The organism is Herbaspirillum sp. YR522 (genome assembly GCF_000282575.1).
GTDB lineage: Bacteria > Pseudomonadota > Gammaproteobacteria > Burkholderiales > Burkholderiaceae_D > Herbaspirillum.
Map to the genome: position 1 here is coordinate 88697 of NZ_AKJA01000116.1, position 17352 is coordinate 106048.

Genomic DNA, 17352 nt, shown 5'->3' on the forward strand with positions numbered 1-17352 from the left:
ACACACATGCAGAAAATTCCCGCTAAAGAAGGCTGGCTCTGGGTCAAGCAAGGCTTTGCGCTGTTTCGCAAGCAACCTGCCGAAATCTCGACGCTGTTCCTTTGCTACTCGTTCCTGATGCTCATCACCGGGGTCATCCCGGTGCTGGGCCAGTTGCTGCCGCTGATCCTGATGCCGGTCTTCTCGATGGCCTTCATGCAGGCCTGCGCGCAGATCGAAAAGGGCCAGCGGGTCTACCCCAAGCTGCTGCTGGTGGGCTTTCGCAGCCCGGCACGCAATGCCCTGCTCAAGCTCGGCCTGTTGTATCTGCTGGCGGCCACCGTGGTGGTGGCCATCTCGCGCCTGGTTGATGGCGGCATCTTCTGGCAGGCCATGATGGGCGGTGGCCTGTCGGGCGCCGAGATGGCCGCCGGCACCGGCAGCATGACCATCGCCATGGTGGTAGCGGCGGTGCTGTACGTGCCGGCGCTGATGGCCCTGTGGTACGCCGCGCCATTGATCATGTGGCAACAGATGCCGTTGAGCAAGGCGCTGTTCTACAGCTTCTTCGCCGTCAAGCGCGCCGGCTCGGCATTCTTGCTGTTCGCGTTGTCCTGGTTTGCGCTCACGCTGGCCATCATGACCTTGATCAGCCTGCTGATGGGCCTGATCGTGGGCAGCGTCACGGCAGTGATGTTCGTGTTGCTGCCAATCTCGATAATACTGACGGTGATCATGTACTGCTCGTTCTATGCGACATACACTGCCGTCTTTGGCAAGCCAGGCAATAGTGCGCCGTGATGCCTGGATCGCACGCGAACCACGCGTGGGCAGCGTGCCTGCCCGCGCGCCGGGCGTAATCGATCCAGTCGCCACGGCTCGGCGTTGACCCAGCCCCGCACCGAAGTCGCCTGACCGCTCAGTGCGCTTCACGCCGGGCAGCGTCACGCCGGCCCGGTCCGACCACTACCATGCTACGGGAATAGCATGGTATGCGGAGCAGCGCAAGCTGCGCTCCAAGGTCGCTCGCACATCACATCAAGCATCTTTACACGGGGGTAACAGAATGCGCATGAACATGCCGGTCACGGGCGTGGAACGCCTGCTGGTCGATGGCCGGGCAATCGTGTCCAAGACCGATCTCAAGGGCAACATCACCTACGTCAATCCGTACTTCGTCGAGATCAGCGGTTTTACCGAGGCAGAACTGCTGGGTGCGCCACAGAACCTGATCCGCCATCCCGATATGCCGGGCGAAGCCTTCGCCGACATGTGGAGCACCATCAAGGGCGGTGCGCCCTGGACCGGCCTGGTCAAGAATCGCAGCAAGAACGGCGACCACTACTGGGTGCGTGCCAACGTCACGCCGATTCACGACAGCGGCCAGGTGGTAGGCTACATGTCGGTGCGCACCAAGCCCGACCGCGCCTCGGTGGAAGGCGCCCAGGAGCTGTATGCCAGTATCCGCCGCGGACAGGCCAAGCATATCGCGCTGCATCGCGGCGAAGTCATTCGTACCGGGGTCGCCGGCTGGCTCGGGCAGCTCGGCCGCATGCGCCTGGGTACCCGCATCAACCTGGCCATGAGCTGCATGCTGGCGATCCAGCTGGCGGTCATGGTGGCCGGCCTGGCCAGCCTGCAGCAATGGTGGATCAGCGCCCTGGCGGCGATGTCGGGCCTGATCAGCATCGTGCTGTGGGCGATCTTGCGCAGCGCCCTGCTCAAGCCGTTGCGCCAGGCGCTCGACATCACCCATGCCATCACCGGCGGCGACCTCTCGGGCCGCATCGACACCGATCGCCACGATGAGCTGGGCCATCTGCTGGCGGCGCTGCGCCAGATGAACGTCAACCTGACGGCCATCATCGGCGACGTGCGCGCCAATGTCGAGACCATCAATGGCGCAACCCACGAGATCGCCTCGGGCAACCTCGACCTGTCGCGTCGCACCGAGGCGCAGGCGGCCAACATCGAAGAGACCGCCTCCAGCATGCAGCAGCTGGCCGCGACCGTGAAGCAGAACGCCGAGCACGCGGTGCAAGCCAACCAGCTGGCCGGTTCGGCCTCGCGTATCGCGACCCAGGGCGGCAGCGCCGTGGCCAGCACCGGCGCCACCATGAACGAGATCAGCGCCTCGTCGAGCAAGATCGTCGACATCATCGGCCTGATCGACAGCATTGCCTTCCAGACCAACATCCTGGCCCTGAATGCGGCGGTGGAAGCAGCGCGTGCCGGCGAGCAGGGCCGGGGCTTTGCGGTGGTGGCGTCAGAGGTGCGTTCGCTGGCGCAACGCTCGGCCGGTGCGGCCAAGGAAATCAAGCATCTCATCGACGATTCGGTCGACAAGGTGACGGTGGGCAATCGCCAGGTGGAAGACGCCGGTAGCACCATGCGCGAGATCGTCGATTCGGTTCAGCGCGTCTCGGGCATCATGGGCGAGATCACCGAGGCCACGCTGCAGCAGAGTGCCGGCATCAACCAGGTGCACGCGGCGGTGACGCAGATGGATGCGGCCACCCAGCAGAATGCCGCGCTGGTGGAACAGGCCGCCGCTGCCGCCAGCAGCCTGGAACAACAGACCATGCAGTTGCTGCAGGCCATTTCGGTGTTCAAGTTCAACCGCAAGTGATCACGCCGGGCCGGCACGGCAACGCATCGGCAGGCGTGCCGGCGCGCCCGGATGATCAAAGCGGCGGATACGGCGCATAGATCTGCCGATAGCGCTGCAGCCTGACCTGCAAGGCCGCATGGCGCACCGGATCGGGCTCATGGATGGCATGGATGTCGGGCTTGCGGCATACCTCCTCTTCGCTGCCACCGGCGGCCAGCCAGGCCAGCCGCGCCGCTCCCAGCGCGCCGCCGGCTTCGCCGCCGACATGGGTGACGATGCGCACGGCCAGGGCGTCGGCCATCAGTTGCGCCCAGTACGGACTGCGCGCGCCGCCACCGACCAGCGACAACTGGCTCACATCGGTGCCCGCCGCGCGCAGCGCGTCGAGTCCGTCGACCATGCCGAAGGCCACCCCTTCGAGCACCGCGTAGCCCAGTGCGGCACGCTGGTGCTGCGGCGACAGGCCATGGAACACCCCCAGTGCATAGGGATCGTTGTGCGGCGTGCGCTCTCCCGACAGGTAGGGCAGGAACAAGGGCGCCTGCGCCAGTTGTTCGGCGTCCTGCTGGCCGATCTCGGCCAGCAGGGTCGGCTCGTCGACCGAGCACAGGCGACAGAACCAGCGCAGGCAGCTGGCGGCCGACAACATCACACTCATCTGGTGCCAGCGCTGCGGCAAGGTATGGCAGAAGGCATGGATGGCGCGCGCCGGGTTGGGGCTGAAGCGGTCATTGACCACGAACAGCACACCGGAGGTGCCCAGCGACAAGAAACCGTCGCCGGGGTTGATGGCGCCGATGCCCACCGCACTGGCGGCGCCGTCTCCCGCGCCGCCGGCCACCGTCACCTCGGGCGACAAACCCCAGGCCCGGGCGACCTCGGGCAGCAGCGTGGCAGACACCGCGCTGCCGTCGACCAGCGCCGGCATCTGGTCGCGCCGCATGCCGCTGGCCGCCAGCAGCTCATCGGACCAGTCGCGCGCCTCGACATCGAGCCACAGCGTGCCGGCCGCGTCCGACGGGTCCGAGATGCGCTTGCCGGTCATGCGCAGGCGCAGCCAATCCTTGGGCAACAGCACGCAGGCGATGCGGGCGAACAGTTCAGGTTCGTGATGCGCGACCCACATCAGCTTGGGCGCGGTGAAACCGGGCATGGCCAGGTTGCCGGCCAGGGTGTGCAGGCGCGGCGCACGCCGGGTCAGCTCGGCGCACTGCGGGGCGCTGCGCGAATCGCTCCACAGGATCGCCGGGCGCAATACCTGGTCCTGGGCATCGAGCAGCACGGCGCCATGCATCTGGCCCGACAGGCCGATACTGTTGACCGATTGCCAACGCTGCGGCCCCAATTGCTCGCGCAGCACGGCCATGGTCTGGCCGCAGGCCTGCCACCAATGCTCAGGTTGCTGCTCGGACCAGCGCGGATGCAGGCGCGTGACGTCCAGGGCGCTGCCGGCCAGCGCCACTATCTGGCCGCTGTCGTCGATCGCTACTGCCTTGACCTCGGACGTGCCCAGGTCGATGCCGAGATACATGGCGCTCCTCGTTTATCGTTATTGGAGTGCGATTCTAGCGCCCTGTGCCGCATTTACGGAACATGACGCTAGCGCGACAGCCATTGCCGCACCCGTTGCTCGGCCTCGCGCAGCAGTGCCACCAGGCGCGCATCCCCGGCCAGCTCGCCCCACAGCACCCGGTCCTGGCAGAAGGCAGCCAGCGAATCGGGCGCCGACAGCATCGCGCGCACCGCCGTCGGGTCGAACAATCCATCCTGATATTCATAGGGCAACAGGCCCGCGTGCCAGCGTTGCAGGAACACGAAGAACAGCGCCGGCAACATTGCCGTGGCCCGGGGCTGGCGACCGGCCGCGAGCGACTGTTCGATGGTCGGGCGGATGAAGCCGGGGATCTTCGAATAGCCGTCGGCGGCCACGCGCTGGTTGGTGTCCTCGATGGCCGGGTTGCCGAAGCGCGCCAGCGTGGTGTCGCGGTAGGCCGCCAGGTCCAGCGGGCTCGGCGTGAGGCAGGCGATGACGTCCTGCGTGACGTAGTCGGCGGCCATGCCGCGGATGTCGTCGCGCTGGGTGCCTTGGTGGATGAACTGCAAGCCGGCCAGCGTGCCGGCCCAGGCGATGCAACTGTGGCTGGCGTTGAGGATGCGGATCTTGGCTTCTTCATAGGGCAGCACCGAACTCACCATCTCCACGCCCACCTGCTCCAGTGCCGGACGGCCGGCCTTGAAGTCATCCTCGACCACCCACTGGATGAACGATTCGCCCATCAGCGCGCAGGGATCGTCGACGCCGGTGGCGTCCCTGACGCGTTGGCGCACGGCCGGCGTCGGGCGCGGCGTGATGCGGTCGACCATGGCATTGGGACAACTGGTGAAGTTCTCCACCCAACTCGCCAGCGCCGCTTCGCCGCGCAGGACCAGGAACTCCAGCAGGCCGGCGCGAAAGCGTTCGCCGTTATGGCGCAGGTTGTCGCAATTGAGCAGGGTCAGCGGCGCCTGCCCGCCGTGGCTGCTGCGGGCATGCAGGATGGCGGCGATGGCGCCGTAGATGGTGCGCGGCCGGCCGCTGCCGTCCAGGCTGCACTGCAGGTCGGCCGCCAGGTCGGCATTGCCGGTGTCGAGCCGGTGCCGGTGGTCCAGGTAATAGCCGCCCTCGGTCACGGTAAAGGAGATGATGCGGGTGGCCGCAGCCGCGCCCATTGCTATGAGCTCGCCCAGCTGTTCGCTCCAGGGCACGATGCGATCGATGACCTCGATGCGCTGGTAGCTGCGCTGGCCCTGCGGAGTGACCGTCTCCAGCGTGTAGTGTCCGTCCTGGCGTGCCAGCGCATCGAGCAGCTCGCTCATGTCGGCGCGGATGTTGGCCAGCGCCAGGTGCCAGCGGCCGGCCAGGCCACGTTCGCGCAGGCGGTCCAGGTACACCGCCTGGTGCGCGCGGTGGAATGAGCCGGCGCCGATGTGCAGCCAGGTCAGGTCATCGGGTGAATGTGTCATGGTGGGTCCTTCGATATCCTATTGGGGCACCGTGCCTGGCGCGCGCGCCTGCACCAGGCGCGGCAATGCCAGTCCATCGGCGGTAAACAAATGGCAGCGCTCGGCTGGCGCGCCCAGTTCCAGCATGCTGCCGTGATCGGGGTCGACGCTGTCGGGCACGCGCAGGATCAGGCCGTCGTCGGCGCCGTCGCAACTGGCATACAGGTAGGAAAAATCACCCAGCAACTCGCGCGCGGCAAACCTGGCGCGCAATGCTCCCTGCCCCTCGACCTGCAACAGGTGCTCCGGTCGCACGCCGAGCGTGACACGCTGGCCGATGGCCAGCGCAGCGCCGTCGACGCTGACCAGTTGGCGCCCGCCTCCGGCCAGTTGCACCTGCACCCCATCGGCGCCGATGGCGGCCACGCTGGCGTCGATGAAGTTCATCTTGGGCGAGCCGATGAAACCGGCCACGAAGCGATTGGCCGGATGATGGTAGAGCTGCTGGGGCGAGCCCACCTGTTCGATGCGCCCTTCCGAGAGCACCACGATCTTGTCGGCCAGCGTCATCGCTTCGATCTGGTCGTGGGTGACGTAGATCATGGTGGTCTTGAGGTCCTGGTGCAGGCGCGCGAACTCCAGCCGCATCTTCACCCGCAGCGCGGCATCCAGGTTCGACAACGGTTCGTCGAACAGGAACACCGCCGGCTGGCGCGTGATGGCGCGGCCGATCGCCACCCGCTGGCGCTGGCCGCCCGAGAGCGCGCGCGGCTTGCGGTCGAGCAGATGGTCGATATGCAGTATCTTGGCCGCATGCTGTACCGCCGCGTCGATCTCGGCCTTGGACTTGCCGGCGATCTTGAGGCCGAAGGCCATGTTGTCGTACAGGCTCATGTGCGGGTACAGCGCATAGGACTGGAACACCATCGCCACGCCGCGCTTGGCGGCCGGCACGTCGTTCATGCGGCGCGCACCGATGTCGAGCTCGCCGTCGCTGATGTCTTCCAGGCCGGCGATCATGCGCAGCAAGGTCGACTTGCCGCAGCCGGAGGGGCCGACGAAGACGACGAACTCGCCATCCTCGATGTCGAGGTTGATGTCACGCATGACTTCCTGGTTTTCATAACGCTTGGCCAGGTTGCGGATGCTTACTGCTGCCATATCGATCTCCTTGGGGCGAACGCCTCTCACGCCGGTTGAAGAGCTGCGTTCTAGGTGTTCAACGCAACCAGATCAGTTCCGAAATCAGTTGCGGAAAAAGTTTCATGTCATCGAAGGTGCGCGCCGCGCCCGCCTGCATCAGTTGATGGGCCATCGCCCGGCGATCATGCGCCACACCGGTAAAGCCCAGCACATGCATGCCGGCGGCCACTGCCGCGCGCACGCCGGTGATGCTGTCGTCGACCGCCACGCAACGGGCCGGATCGACGCCCAGGCCGGCCGCCGCCGCCAGGTAGACATCGGGCGCCGGCTTGGGATGGGCCACGTCGTGGCCGCTGAAGATGCGACCCTCGAATTGCGCAAACAGCCCGCAACGGCGCAGCCCGGCTTCGATGCGGGCACTTTCGCTGTTGCTGGCCACGGCCCGCGGCAGGCGGATCATGTCCAGTGCCTGCGCCACACCCGGCACCGGCTCGGCCAGCTCGCCACAGGCCTGGGCCACCACCTCCTTGATCCGCTCGCGTTGCGCCGGCGCGAGGCCAAGCGCGAATTCGACATCGACTTCGTCGAGCAGCAGGTCGGTGTACATGCCCAGCCGGTTGGCAATGGCATGGTGCAGGCTGGCCTCGCGCGCCTGCTGGCGGTCATCGTCCTGCTGTAGTGGCGACAGCAGCGGCAGCAGTTCGCGATGCAGCATGCGCAGCGCGATGCTTTCGCTGTCGAGCAATACGCCGTCGCAATCGCATACCAGGTGGGTGATGGCTTGCCGCTGCATCATCACTTGACCGCTCCGAAGGTCAGGCCACGCACCAGTTGCTTCTGCGCCAGCCAGCCGAGCGCCATGATGGGGGCGATGGCCAGCAGTGACGCGGCCGACAGCTTGGCCCAGAACAGGCCCTCGGGATTGGAATACGACGCGATGAACACCGTCAGCGGTGCGGCGTTGACGCTGGACAGGTTGAGGCTCCAGAAGGCTTCGTTCCACGACAGGATCACCAGCAGCAACGCGGTCGAGGCCAGTCCCGGCATCGCCGTGGGCAGCAGCAGGTAGACCATCTCCTGCCAGGCGTTGGCGCCGTCGATGCGGGCCGCTTCCAGTATCTCGCGCGGCACGTCGTTGAAATAGGTATAGGCCATCCACACCGCGATGGGCAGGTTGATCAGCGTGTAGACCAGCGTCAGCCCGGTGACCGTGTCGAGCAGGCCGCTGCCCTTGGCCAGCAGGTAAATCGGGATCAGCACGCCGACGGCCGGCATCATCTTGGTCGACAGCATCCACAGCAACAGCTTCTGCGTGCGCCTGGTCGGAAAGAACGCCATCGAATACGCCGCCGGCACCGCCAGCAGCAGGCACAGCAGGGTCGAGCCGAGCGAGACGATGAGCGAGTTCTGCACGAAGGCCAGGTAATTGCTGCGGCTGAACACCTCGCCGAAGGTGGCCAGGGTCGGCACGAACAGCAGGCTGGGCGTATAGGCCTGCTGTTCGGTCTTGAAGGCCGTGATCGCCACCCAGAAGATCGGGAAGAACAGCAACAGGGCGCAGGTCCAGGCCAGCACGCCTACCCACCAGGGGCTTTTTCGTTGATCGTTCATGCTTCGTTGGCCCCTTTCAGATTGCGCGCCAGCATGCGCACCAGGAAGAACGACACCACATTGGCCAACACCACGGCGAAGATGCCGCCTGCCGACGCAATGCCGATATCGAACTGCTGCAGACCGATGGCGTACACCAGGTAGGTCAGGTTGGTGGTGGCCGTGCCCGGGCCGCCGGCGGTGGTGGTGAAGATCTCGGCGAAGATCGACAGCAGGAAGATGGTCTCGATCATGATCACCACCGTGATGGCGCGCTTGAGGTGCGGCAGCACGATATAGAAGAAGATGCGAAGCGGACCGGCGCCGTCGAGCTGGGCGGCTTCCTTCTGGTCGTTGTCGAGCGACTGCAATGCGGTCAACAGGATCAGGAAGGCAAACGGTATCCACTGCCACGCCACGATGATGATCACCGACAGCATCGGGTATTGGGCCAGCCAGTCGATCGGCTCCAGCCCAAGGTGGCGCATCACGAAGGCCAGCATGCCGTAGACCGGATGCATGATCATGTTCTTCCAGATCAGCGCGGCCACGGTGGGCATGACGAAGAATGGGCCGATCACCAGCAGGCGGGCCACGGTACGGCCGCGAAAGGGCTGGTCGAACAGCACCGCCAGCAGGGTGCCGCCGATCACGCTCACGGCCAGCACCGAACCGATCAACAACGCGGTATTGCCGATCGAGGGCCAGAAGGCCGGGTCGTCCAGCAGGAAGCTGTAGTTTTCCAGGCCGACGAAGCCGGTCTGGTCGGGCGCCATCAGGTTGTAGCGATTGACCGAGAAGTAGATCGTCATGGCCAGCGGCACGATCATCCAGGCCAGCAGGATCAGCACCGACGGTGCCTGCAACAGCCGGATCGGATTGCCGCGCCGCCGGGCGGCGGCCGGCGCGGTGCCTGGTGCGGGAGCGGGACGCTTGCTGGGCATGGTGACGGAAGGGGAAGAATGAATCGATGACATGGCAGCCTCGGGTGGTTGGGCCAATGCGCAGCCCATGCGGACCACGAACGCGGCCGGCGCGCCCACCCGCTGTTGCCGGGCAGGCGCGGCTGGACTGCTTACTTCAGGTAGCGTCCCTGGCGCATCATCCGCACCGCCTGTGCCTGGGAGGCCTCGAGCGCGGCATCGGCGCTACCCTTGCCGGCCAGCGCGCCGGCGATCGCCTGCCCGGTCACGGTACCGATCGACTGGAACTCGGGAATGGTGGCGAACTGCACACCGGTGTACGGCACCGGCTGGACGGTCGGCTTGTTGGCGTCGGCAGTCTGGATCGCATCGAGCACGAAGTCGGAGAACGGCGACACCTTCTTGTACTCGGCCGAGGCGTAGGTCGATTGACGGGTGCCGGGTGGCACCAGGGCCCAGCCGCTATCCTTGGCCACCAGGTTGATGTACTCCCTGGAGGTGGCCCAGGCGGCGAACTTCTTGGCCGCGTCCTGCGACTTGGACGACTTCGGCACCGCCAGCGACCAGATCCACAACCAGTGCGAGCCGCGGTCGGTCGCGGCCACCGGCGCCGGCGCAAAGGCGGTCTTGTCGGCTACCTTCGAATCCTTGCCGTGATACAGCATGCCGGCGGCCACGGTAGCGTCGACCCACATGCCGCACTTGCCGCTGGAGAACAGCACCAGGTTCTCGTTGAAGCCGTTCGAGCTGGAGCCCGGCGGGCCGTACTTGCGCAACAGGTCGACATAGAAGTTGACCGCCTTCTTCCATTCGGGCGAGGTGAGCTGCGGTTGCCATTTCTCGTCGAACCAGCGACCACCCCAGGCATTGGCCATGGTGGTGACGATGGCCATGTTCTCGCCCCACCCGGCGCGACCGCGCAGGCAGATGCCGTAGACGCCCTTGGCCGGGTCGTGCAGTTGCGCGGCCAGCTTGCCGATCTCTTCCCAGGTCGGCTTTTGCGGCATGCTCAGCTTCTTTTGCTCGAACAGGTCGCGCCGGTAGTAGGTCATCGAACTCTCGGCATAGAACGGCAACGCATAGAGCTTGCCGTCGACCGTCAGGCCCTCGCGCACCGGCTTGATCAGGTCGGCCTCGTCGTAGTCGGCCGGCAGGCCGGTCATGGGTGCCAGCCAACCCTTCTTGGCCCAGATCGGCGCCTCGTAGGCGCCGATGGTCATCAGGTCGAACTGGCCGCTGTTGGTGGCGATATCGGTGGTCAGGCGTTGCCGCAGCACGCTCTCTTCCATCGTCACCCAGCGCAGCTTGATGTCGGGATTGGCCTTTTCGAACTGCGGTGCCAGCTTTTGCAGTTCGATCATGTCGGGATTGTTGATCGAGGCGATATTGAGCGTGACCGGCTCGGCTTGCGCCAAGCCGCTGGCCGCGGCGCCGGTGATGCCGGCGCTGATGCAGGCCCAGCGCAGGAAAGCCGTAAAGCCCGAACGTCGACGGACGAGGGGCCGGGGCGCGATGATGTGCATGCTTGTCTCCGTAGTTATGCGTCGTATCCGCCTGTGCGTGATCGACTGGTTTTTGAGCTTTTACTGTTTTCGCGAGCAAATAATCATTCATTCATCCGCAGCTGTCAAGCATTTGTATTTTGATTGAGCAATTGCCCATTTATGTGAATAATCACAGGCAAAGACTCGCCGTAGAATGATGGTCATATTACAAACAGGCTTGCCGCCGACCGGGGGCGTTTGAGGAGAACATGTCAACTGCTGCATCCAAACTCGACCTGGCGGCGCGCGCCGCCTGGATGTACTACGTGGCAGGCAATACCCAGAACGAGATTGCGGAACGGCTCGGGATCTCGCGCCAGATGGCCCAGCGCATGGTAGCCCACGCGGGCGCGGCCAACCTGGTCAAGGTGCGCATCACGCACCCGGTGTCGTCCTGCCTGGAACTGGCGCAAGGCCTGCAGCAACGCTATGGACTCGATACCTGCCGGGTAGTGCCAGGCGCCGGCGGCGGCGACAACCCGCATGAGGCGCAGGAGGTGCAGCAGATGCTGGCGGTGGCCGGCGCCGAACTGATGGAACAATACCTCGGTTCGGAAGACCCATTGGTGGTCAATGTCGGCTCCGGACGCACCCTCAAGGCGGCCATCGAAAAGCTCGACGACATCGCCCGCCCGCAACACCAGATCGTGTCGATGATCGGCGCCTTTGCCTCGGACGGCTCGGCCAACCGCTACGACGTGGCACTGCAGGCGGCCGAGAAACTGCAGGCGCGCTTCTATCTGCTACCGGCGCCGCGGGTGGCCGAAAACGAGAGCGATCGCCAGCAGTGGTGCAATCATCGCGCCTACAAGATCGTCAGCGGACTGGCCGAGCGGGCCGACGTCACGTTCCTGGGCATCGGCACCATTGCCCTGCAAGGGGCGATGCATGAAGACGGCTTCATCGACGAGCAGGAAGTGCGGCAATTGCAACGGCAGGGCGCGGTGGGTGAACTGATCTGCCATGCCTTCGATGGCGACGGCCGGCTGCTGCAATCGGCGCTGTCGGCACGCATCACCACCCCGCCGCTGGCGCAGCACCCCAAGCGTCCGGTGATCGCCCTGGCCGGTGGCAGCAAGAAGGCCAAAGCGGTACGCGCGGCGTTGCGCGGCGGCTGGCTGACCGGACTGGTGACCGACGAGACCTGCGCCCGCCATGCGCTGCAAGACGGTCGCACCTGAAGCAACGGCGCGGCACGCGCGGGCGCGGACGATGCAAGCGCCCGCGCCGACGCCGGATCGCCCCCTCGAAACGGCCTTTGGCCCCGACTGACTGACGAAAGCCCCGCATGACCCAAGCCGCCCGATTTGTCGTTTTTGGTGAAGCCCTGACCGATTTCATCCGCCAGCCCGATGGCCAGTGGCGTGCCGTTGCCGGCGGCGCCTGCTGGAACGTGGCACGGGTTGCGGCCCGGCTGGGGGTGCCCACCGGCTATGCCGGCAGTGTCAGCACCGATGTCTTCGGCCAGGAACTGTATGCGCTCACGCGCGAGGCCGGGCTCGACATGCGCTTCACCCAGCAGGTGGCCAAGGCGCCGCTGCTGGCGATGGTCACCTCGACCACGCCGCCCGATTATTTCTTCATCGGCGACGATAGCGCCGACCTGCATTTCGACCCGACCCGGCTGCCACCGGACTGGCTAGACGAGGTGCAGGTGCTGCATTTCGGCTGCATCAGCCTGGCCCGCGAGCCACTGGCGCCGCGCTTGCTCCAGGTGGCCCGCGAGGCTTCCCGCGCCGGCCGCAAGATCGCCTTCGATCCCAACTGGCGCAAGCTGATGGACAACCCGGGCTACCGCCCCCTGCTGCGCGAACTGCTGTCGCTGTCGCATTACGTGAAGGTGTCGGACGAAGACCTGGGCCGCCTGTTCGCCGGCGACCCGACGCCACTGGCCACGCTGCAGGCGCTGGCGCCCCAGGCCGAGATCCTGCTGACGCTGGGCGGCCAGGGCATGCAATGGATCAAGGATGGACAAGTGCTGCGCCAGCCGGCCTATGCGGTGCAGGTGATCGACACCGTGGGCTGCGGCGACGCCTCGATGGGCGGCTGGATCGCCAGCCTGCTGCGCCAGCCCCAGGCGCCGGCCATCGCCCACCTGCAATGCGCGGCGGCCGCCGCGGCGCTGTCGGCGGCACGGGCCGGCGCCTATGCCGCCACCTGGGACGAAGTGCAAGCACTGATCGCGACGGGTAGCTCGCATTAAGTGAGGGCGAATCGCTGATCCAGCAAAGACTATTCGCGTTGGCGGTCAACCGGAATGACGTCGGGTCCGTTTGTCTGGACGCTGCCTGCTGTAATCGAGGGATGGGGGGCGGCGTCCGACTTACTTCAAACAACAACGATCATGTCCGAAGCAACCGAACACCTGGAACACGCCGAGCACGCCCACGCGTCCGGCAACAAGAAGCTCGCCTTGCTCATCGCCATCCTGGCGCTGGTGCTGGCAATCACCGAAACCCTGAGCAAGTCCTACCAGACCGAAGTCATCCTGAAGCACCAGGAGGCCGCCAACCTGTGGGCGTTCTTCCAGGCCAAGTCGATCCGGGGCAACAGCGCACAACTGGCCAAGACCCAGCTGGGCCTGCTGGGCGACGCCAAGGACGAACGGGTGCGCGCGGCCATCGCCAAGCTCGATGACACGGTCGCGCACTACGAGGACGACGAGAAATCGGGCGAAGGCAAGAAGCAACTGGCGCACAAGGCGCGCGACGCCGAGCACGAAGCGCACGCCTACATGGAAAAGTACGAGAAGCTGGAAATGGCCGCCGGGATGCTGCAGGTGGCCATCGTGCTGGCCTCGGCCACCATCATCACTGCGGTGGGGATGCTGGCCTGGCTGTCGATGGGGATCGGTGTGGTGGCGTTGGGGTTTGTGGCGATGGGGATCGTCGGGGCGGTTTGAGGTTTTCCGCCTGACTGCAGGAAAATGCTCTGCTTGGACCTCGCAGGAGTTCCACGCGACTGTCTTCGGCTGTCAAAGGGCCGGTCCTGAGCCTTATGGAAGGACCGGCGCGTGTTGAGCCCTCCTGGGCCGGCTGCTCTTGCTACATGCCGATGTACTGGCTTTATATTTATCTTTCTCCGGCCGAAGGGGCTCGCCGGGAGTCCGCCCGGCAGCGGCCCCTCTTTCTTGAACGCCAAGAAAGAGGGGCAAAGAAAGCGCGCCCCGGCTGCTCCGAATGGGGACAGCATTGCCGCCTCGCCTTCGGCATCGGGCTTGGTATCGCTTGGTGCTATCTGCCGCGCTTTTTTCCTAAGAAAAAAGCGCGAACCCGTCTAGCTACCTTGGCCTGTAACCCGCTATTTTTTGCGCCTAAAGAACACCGTTCGGGCTGAGTAAGCGCGTAGCGCTGTATCGAAGCCTGTCCTGAGCTTGTCGAAGGAAGCTTGTCGAAGGAAACCCGCCGAAACAGGGCTGTCGCAGGCCCCGGCAAAAGCCAGGGCCGGGAGGGTTCCTTGTTGCTAGACCTTGTCGAGCTTGGCAATCGACAAATCCAGCAGCTTCATGCCGAACTTGCCGAAGTTGATGTGGGCGCGGGTGGCGCCGCCTCCGCCTTCGATGTTGACGATCACGCCTTCGCCGAACTTGGCGTGCGCTACGTTCTGGCCGATGCGCCATCCCGAATCGGCGCGCGAGAAATTCTGCGCGATGCGGTTGTTGCCCGACTCGGGCGCTTCGTCCCAGGCCGACTTGGGCAGGGCGAACCAGCTGCGCTCCTGCACCTTGGGCGAGAGCCACTTGAGCGACTCCTCGGGCAACTCGGACAGGAAGCGCGAACGCAGGTTGTAGCGCGTCTGGCCGTGCAACATGCGGGTCTGCGAGAAGGTCATGAACAATCGCTTGCGCGCGCGCGTGATGGCTACATACATCAGGCGTCGCTCTTCCTCGACGCCACGGTCTTCCTTGGCACTGTTCTCGTGCGGGAACAGGCCCTCCTCCATGCCGGTGATGAACACCGCGTCGAATTCGAGCCCCTTGGCCGAGTGCACCGTCATCAGCTGCAGGGCGTCCTGGCCGGCCTGGGCCTGGTTGTCGCCCGCTTCCAGCGAGGCATGCGAGAGGAACGCCGACAACGGCGACATGATCGTCACCAGCGGTGCGTCGGCATCGATCACCTGGATACCGTCGGCACTACCGATGGCCTCGCCGGCGCTAGCCTGCGCCTGCGGACCGAGGAAGGCCGGAGCATCCAGCCCGTACCCCTCTTCCGAGACGAACAGGGTGGCTGCGCTGACCAGTTGCTCGAGGTTCTCGATGCGGTCGGCGCCTTCCTTCTCGTTGCGGTAATGGGCGACCAGGCCGGAGCGGTCGAGCACCACGTTGACCGTCTCCGGCAGCGGCAGCTGCTGGGTCTCGAAACGGGCGCCCTCGATCAGGTTGATGAACGCGTTCAGGGACGAGCCGGCCTTGCCGGCCACATAGGGCACCGCCGCATACAGCGAGCATCCGTGCTGGCGCGCCGCGTCCTGCAATTGCTCCATGGCCTTGGCACCGATGCCGCGGGTGGGAAAGTTGACCACCCGCAGGAAGGCCGAATCGTTGTGCAGGTTGTCCATCAGCTGCAGGTAGGCGATGGCGTGCTTGATCTCGGCGCGCTCGAAGAAACGCTGGCCGCCATAGACCCGATACGGGATGGCCGAGCTGAACAGCGCATGCTCCAGCACCCGCGACTGCGCATTGGAACGATACAGCAACGCGATCTCGCTGCGGCTCCAGCCTTCGGCGATCAGGTCCTTGACCTGCTCGATGATCCATTGCGCCTCTTGCAGGTCGCTGCTCGATTCGTACACCCGCACCTGCTCGCCATGACCGGCGTCGGTACGCAGGTTCTTGCCCAGGCGGCCGCTGTTGTTGGCGATGAGCATGTTGGCCGCATCCAGGATGTGGCCGTGCGAACGGTAGTTCTGCTCGAGCTTGATCAGGTTCTCGACCCGGAACTCGCGCTCGAACGAAGTCATGTTGCCTACGTTGGCGCCACGGAAGGCGTAGATGCTCTGGTCGTCGTCGCCCACCGCGAACACCGCCGCGCCGCCGCGCTCGGGGCCTGCCAGCAGCTTGAGCCATTTGTACTGCAGGTCGTTGGTGTCCTGGAACTCGTCGACCAGGATATGGCGAAAGCGCGCCTGGTAATGCTCTCGCAACGGCTGGTTGCGACTCAACAATTCGTAGGTGCGCAACAGCAGCTCGGCAAAGTCGACCACCCCTTCGCGCTGGCACTGCTGGTCGTACAGCTCGTAGAGTTCGACGAACTTGCGGTTGTAGTCGTCGTGGGCCTCGACGTCCTGCGCCCGCAACCCCTGGTCCTTGGCGCTGTTGATGAAGTACATCAGGTTGCGCGCCGGGTACTTGTCGTCGTCCACGTTCATCGCCTTGAGCAGGCGCTTGATGGCAGAGAGCTGGTCTTGCGAATCGAGGATCTGGAAGGTCTGCGGCAGCGCTGCATCCTTGTGGTGCGCGCGCAGCAAGCGGTTGCACAGGCCATGGAAGGTGCCGATCCACATGCCGCGCGTATTGATGGGCAACATCGCCGACAGGCGCGTGGTCATTTCCTTGGCGGCCTTGTTGGTGAAGGTCACCGCCAGGATGCCCGCCGGCGAGACCTGCTGCGTCTGGATCAGCCAGGCGATACGGGTGGTCAGCACCCGGGTCTTGCCGGAACCGGCGCCAGCCAGGATCAGGGCCGACTGCGCGGGCAGGGTCACGGCAGCCAGCTGCTCTTGGTTCAGATTGTGGAGAAGGTTTTGCATGGCGCCCATTATACGGCCACGGCCCGCGCCGGGCCGCCGCCCTACCGGCCCCAAAGAGGATGGACATGCAAGCCGCCACGTCTCGAAAAACTAAAATTTCCAATAAATCTGAAACCGCATTGCTACTGCTTGCGCTAATCTCCTTCGGTTTCCGTCCTTTCCTGCCATCGCCCACTAGCGCCTGCCTACCATGCCAATCTTCCGCCGCGGCCCTCTCTGGTCCTTCCTGCTGGTTCCCCTGATGATCGCGGCCTGCGCCTCGCCGCCGCCCAGCGCCATGCGTTCCAACGTGCGTCAATTGCTGGCGCTGCAGAAATCCCGGCTGGACGTGGCCATCACCGTGGCACGCAGCAAATGGAACTCCGGCGCGCCTATAGACGACCCGGTGCGCGAGGGCATCATCCTTGACGACGTTGCCCAGCGCGCGCGCAACCTGGGGCTGGACGAACAATGGACGCGGCGCTTCTTCCAGGACCAGTTCGATGCCGGCAAGCTGGTGCAACGCGACCTGCATCGCCAATGGCGGCAAGAGCAGCGCCCGCCGTTTGCCAATCCGCCCGACCTGGGGCGCGAGGTGCGACCGGTGCTGGATCGGCTCACTCCCGAGTTACTGGCGATGCTGACCCAATTGCAAGGGCGACAATGCGATCCATCCGTCACCCGCGCACTGCACGAACTGACACCCCGGATACTGGGCGAGGCCTATCCGGCGCCGGTGCAGAACAAGGCCATCGAGGCATTGCGCTGTGATTGACGCCATCGCAGCGATCAACTGCAGGCCTTGCCGATTCGACATCGTCGCGCAAATACGACCAATTCCAGGCTACCGGAC

13 protein-coding genes and 1 pseudogene are annotated in these 17352 nt (G+C 65.2%); 6 read left to right on the forward strand and 8 right to left on the reverse strand.

The window, feature by feature from the left end:
• The first annotated feature begins 6 nt into the window (after window positions 1-6).
• Both PMI40_RS16120 and PMI40_RS16125 read left to right on the forward strand, forming a co-directional pair.
• Window positions 7-780 (forward strand): BPSS1780 family membrane protein, encoded by a 774-nt coding sequence (locus PMI40_RS16120; RefSeq protein ID WP_008117410.1) that lies wholly within the window; start codon window positions 7-9, stop codon window positions 778-780.
• A gap of 265 nt (window positions 781-1045) precedes the next feature.
• Entirely contained in the window at window positions 1046-2608 is a 1563-nt protein-coding gene (locus PMI40_RS16125; RefSeq protein ID WP_008117412.1) for a PAS domain-containing methyl-accepting chemotaxis protein, read from the forward strand.
• Between the two features lie 55 nt (window positions 2609-2663).
• Here PMI40_RS16125 and xylB read toward each other — a convergent pair whose 3' ends face one another.
• From xylB to PMI40_RS16160, 7 genes and pseudogenes are all read right to left on the reverse strand, one after another.
• Window positions 2664-4121, reverse strand: a complete 1458-nt coding sequence (gene xylB, locus PMI40_RS16130) for a xylulokinase (RefSeq protein ID WP_008117414.1) — start codon at window positions 4119-4121, stop codon at window positions 2664-2666.
• A 68-nt stretch (window positions 4122-4189) separates the two neighbouring features.
• A complete protein-coding gene (gene dalD, locus PMI40_RS16135; RefSeq protein WP_008117415.1) occupies window positions 4190-5593 on the reverse strand; it encodes a D-arabinitol 4-dehydrogenase in 1404 nt (467 codons plus the stop codon).
• 18 nt (window positions 5594-5611) lie between these two features.
• On the reverse strand, window positions 5612-6733 hold the full coding sequence (gene ugpC / locus PMI40_RS16140; protein WP_008117418.1) for a sn-glycerol-3-phosphate ABC transporter ATP-binding protein UgpC: 1122 nt from the start codon (window positions 6731-6733) through the stop codon (window positions 5612-5614).
• A gap of 58 nt (window positions 6734-6791) precedes the next feature.
• Complete coding sequence (locus PMI40_RS16145; RefSeq protein ID WP_008117420.1) at window positions 6792-7511, reverse strand: HAD-IA family hydrolase; 720 nt, start codon at window positions 7509-7511, stop codon at window positions 6792-6794.
• Window positions 7511-8293 (reverse strand): annotated as a pseudogene (locus PMI40_RS16150) (carbohydrate ABC transporter permease); the annotation flags it as partial. The gene PMI40_RS16145 and the pseudogene PMI40_RS16150, both read right to left, overlap by 1 nt.
• A gap of 29 nt (window positions 8294-8322) precedes the next feature.
• Window positions 8323-9249: a carbohydrate ABC transporter permease gene (locus tag PMI40_RS16155; RefSeq protein WP_238540965.1), complete on the reverse strand. Its 927-nt coding sequence runs from the start codon at window positions 9247-9249 to the stop codon at window positions 8323-8325.
• 131 nt (window positions 9250-9380) lie between these two features.
• On the reverse strand, window positions 9381-10751 hold the full coding sequence (locus tag PMI40_RS16160; RefSeq protein WP_008117427.1) for a sugar ABC transporter substrate-binding protein: 1371 nt from the start codon (window positions 10749-10751) through the stop codon (window positions 9381-9383).
• 230 nt (window positions 10752-10981) lie between these two features.
• Here PMI40_RS16160 and PMI40_RS16165 point away from each other — a divergent pair, with 230 nt between their 5' ends.
• The 3 genes from PMI40_RS16165 to PMI40_RS16175 all read left to right on the forward strand — a co-directional run bounded on the left by PMI40_RS16165 (window position 10982) and on the right by PMI40_RS16175 (window position 13674).
• The gene (locus PMI40_RS16165) at window positions 10982-11953 is read left to right on the forward strand and encodes a sugar-binding transcriptional regulator (protein WP_008117429.1); all 972 of its coding nucleotides are present in this window, start codon (window positions 10982-10984) and stop codon (window positions 11951-11953) included.
• A gap of 107 nt (window positions 11954-12060) precedes the next feature.
• Window positions 12061-12975 carry a carbohydrate kinase gene (locus PMI40_RS16170; RefSeq protein WP_008117431.1) on the forward strand — a complete coding sequence of 305 codons (915 nt, stop codon included), beginning with the start codon at window positions 12061-12063 and terminating at the stop codon, window positions 12973-12975.
• Window positions 12976-13116: 141 nt separating this feature from the next.
• The gene (locus tag PMI40_RS16175; RefSeq protein WP_008117433.1) at window positions 13117-13674 is read left to right on the forward strand and encodes a DUF4337 domain-containing protein; all 558 of its coding nucleotides are present in this window, start codon (window positions 13117-13119) and stop codon (window positions 13672-13674) included.
• Between the two features lie 560 nt (window positions 13675-14234).
• On the opposite strand, the gene PMI40_RS16180 is transcribed toward PMI40_RS16175, so the two are convergent.
• On the reverse strand, window positions 14235-16520 hold the full coding sequence (locus PMI40_RS16180) for a UvrD-helicase domain-containing protein (protein WP_040502195.1): 2286 nt from the start codon (window positions 16518-16520) through the stop codon (window positions 14235-14237).
• A gap of 190 nt (window positions 16521-16710) precedes the next feature.
• On the opposite strand from PMI40_RS16180, the gene aroQ reads away from it, so the two are divergent.
• Window positions 16711-17274: a gamma subclass chorismate mutase AroQ gene (aroQ, locus tag PMI40_RS16185; RefSeq protein WP_008117439.1), complete on the forward strand. Its 564-nt coding sequence runs from the start codon at window positions 16711-16713 to the stop codon at window positions 17272-17274.
• Window positions 17275-17352: the final 78 nt, after the last annotated feature.